The following is a 2,509-nucleotide window of genomic DNA, read 5'->3' on the forward strand; positions in this document are numbered from 1 at the left end:
CTGCCTCGCTGGCCCAGGTGGCAGGCTTTTCAAAATCGGTTGGCACTAATATTCTTTTCATACACATTTTGTATTTGATGCTAATCTCTACAGGCTTTTATGAAGGAACTATCACCATGGGCACCCGCGTATTTCCTACCAGGTCATCAAAGGTTTCTTTATTCTCCTCCCGCATGTTTTTATCAATCACTATAAAGTCCAAACGCGTTTTGCGGGCATGCGCTTCGATACGGTCGCCTACAAAACCCACCTCCGTTTTGAAGTCATACGATATACCGGTGTTGTTAAGCATCTCTATTTCCAGCAATGCAAAATTGCGGGCAGCTTCCTCCTCAATCTTTTTCTTGCTTTGAAACACTTCTTCATTCTTGTTTACAATGAGCCGGTATGTATATAGTATAGTAAGATGCACGTGCAGGTCTTTCGCCAGGTTTGCCGCACATTGCAGTACCCTTTTCGATGACGCTGAGAAATCTACTGTACAAAGAATCGTATTTGACATAAGGATGGAAACGATAATGCTCTTTCAGAATACGAAAAAAGGCGATTGAACACAGGTTTTAAACGACTTCGGTCAACCCTGAAACTGATTTTTATCATATCCGGAAAAGTTTCGGTATGAGCCGGAGAGTTTTTAAATTGCGGTACATGACTTCACTAGCCAACCACCCTGAAGTTTCGGATGATGCCTTCCGCGAAATATTTCAAAGCATGTCGGAAGGGATCATTATGGTCAACGAAGAAGGTATCATTAAGATCGCTAATCCTGTAGCCGAGCAGATATTCGGATATACCAGCGAAGAGCTCAAGGGCATGCCGTTGGAGAATCTTCTGCCGGAGCGTTATCGGGGAGGGCACGTGAGTTTTCGGCATGCATTTAACCGCGACCCGCATCCGAGGCGCATGGGCTTTGGGCGCGACTTAACGGCACTTCGGAAAGATGGTTCGGAAGTTCCGGTTGAGATCAGCCTCAGCTATACTAAAATGAAAGGCAAGTTGCTGATCATGGCATTTATCAGCGACATCTCGCAACGCAAGAAAGCGGAAGAAGCTTTAAAGCGAAGCGAAGAACAACTGATCGTATATGCAGCAGAACTCGAGAAGAAGGTAGAGATGCGCACCGATGCTTTAAACCAAACCATTGTCAAGCTCGAAGCAGAAGTTAACGAGCGCAAGCGTGCGGAAGAAGAAGCACGCAAAGCGCTCGAAAAAGAACGTGAGCTGAATGAGTTGAAATCCAAATTTGTATCCATTGCTTCGCATGAATTCCGCACGCCGCTCAGCACCGTAATGAGCTCCGCTTCGCTCATACAACAATACTACGAGCGCAATGAACCCGACAAGATCAGTAAACACGTTAACCGTATCAAATCGTCCGTCAATCACCTTACCGCTATACTAAATGACTTTCTGTCGCTTGGAAAACTGGAAGAAGGAAAGATTGAAGTAATCTATGAAACTATAGTGCTGGAAGAATTTCTGAGTGAAATAAAGGAAGAAATCAATTCTACGCTGAAGGAAGGACAGTTACTGAATATTCAATGCGCCATTACTGCTCAAAACATCATCAGTGATGCACGCATTCTGCGAAACATACTCTTCAATCTTATTTCCAATGCCAGCAAATACTCAGATGCCGGCAAGACTATATTTATACAATGCATGGAAGCAGGTGGCAGTATATCTTTTTCGGTACAGGATGAGGGTATTGGCATTCCTGAAGATGACCAGCGACATTTGTTTGATCGCTTCTTTCGTGCCAGCAATGCCGGCCATATACAAGGCACCGGTCTGGGCCTGAACATTGTAAGACGCTATGTAGATTTATTAAACGGAACGATTCATTTCGACAGTGAATACGGCAAAGGAAGCACATTCACCGTTAATATACCCTGGCAATAGAACGCTATGAAAAAGATTTTGCTTATAGAAGACAACCCGGAAGTTCGGGAGAATACCCAGGAGATACTTTCTCTGGCAAACTACGATGTTGTTACCGCTGAAAACGGAAAAATTGGTGTCGACCTGGCATTGAAAGAAAAACCCGATCTCATTATCTGCGACATCATGATGCCGGAGCTCGATGGCTATGGAGTGCTGCATATACTTAACAAGAAACCCGAAACCGCCAGTATACCGTTTATTTTTCTGACAGCTAAAACAGAAAAGATGGATATACGCAAGGGAATGAATCTGGGGGCAGACGATTATCTGACCAAACCTTTTGACGATACTGACCTGTTGAATGCAATTGAAGCCCGTTTACGGAAAAGCCTCATGCAGCAGAAGTCGTATGAGCCCAATGCTTCAGGCCTCGATAGTTTCATACAAGATGCCAGGCAGGTGCTTAACCTGAAAGATCTTTGCAAAGACAAAAAGATAAAGGCATTTAAGAAGAAAACAGATGTATTTTCAGAAGGCGATGCACCGCAGTATATATACTTTATTAAACAGGGAAGTATAAAAGTATTCAAGTCGCACCCGGATGGAAAAGAGTTAATCACCAACA

General features: G+C 43.9%; 3 protein-coding genes. 2 read left to right on the forward strand and 1 reads right to left on the reverse strand.

Annotated elements, in window-relative coordinates:
- Window positions 1-97 precede the first annotated feature (97 nt).
- Window positions 98-502 (reverse strand): universal stress protein, encoded by a 405-nt coding sequence (locus V7Q33_RS22870; RefSeq protein ID WP_333821425.1) that lies wholly within the window; start codon window positions 500-502, stop codon window positions 98-100.
- Window positions 503-648: 146 nt separating this feature from the next.
- Here V7Q33_RS22870 and V7Q33_RS22875 point away from each other — a divergent pair, with 146 nt between their 5' ends.
- Window positions 649-1,902 (forward strand): PAS domain-containing sensor histidine kinase, encoded by a 1,254-nt coding sequence (locus V7Q33_RS22875; RefSeq protein ID WP_333821426.1) that lies wholly within the window; start codon window positions 649-651, stop codon window positions 1,900-1,902.
- A gap of 6 nt (window positions 1,903-1,908) precedes the next feature.
- The coding region (locus V7Q33_RS22880) for a response regulator (RefSeq protein WP_333821427.1) at window positions 1,909-2,509 on the forward strand (601 nt) is incomplete at its 3' end.

This window comes from Ohtaekwangia sp., from assembly GCF_036786105.1.
GTDB lineage: Bacteria > Bacteroidota > Bacteroidia > Cytophagales > Cyclobacteriaceae > Ohtaekwangia.

Coding starts and splice junctions, on each gene's coding strand:
- V7Q33_RS22875 (WP_333821426.1), top strand. CDS start 649: ATGACTTCACTAGCCAACCACCCTGAAGTTTCGGATGATGCCTTCCGC.
- V7Q33_RS22870 (WP_333821425.1), bottom strand. CDS start 502: ATGTCAAATACGATTCTTTGTACAGTAGATTTCTCAGCGTCATCGAAA.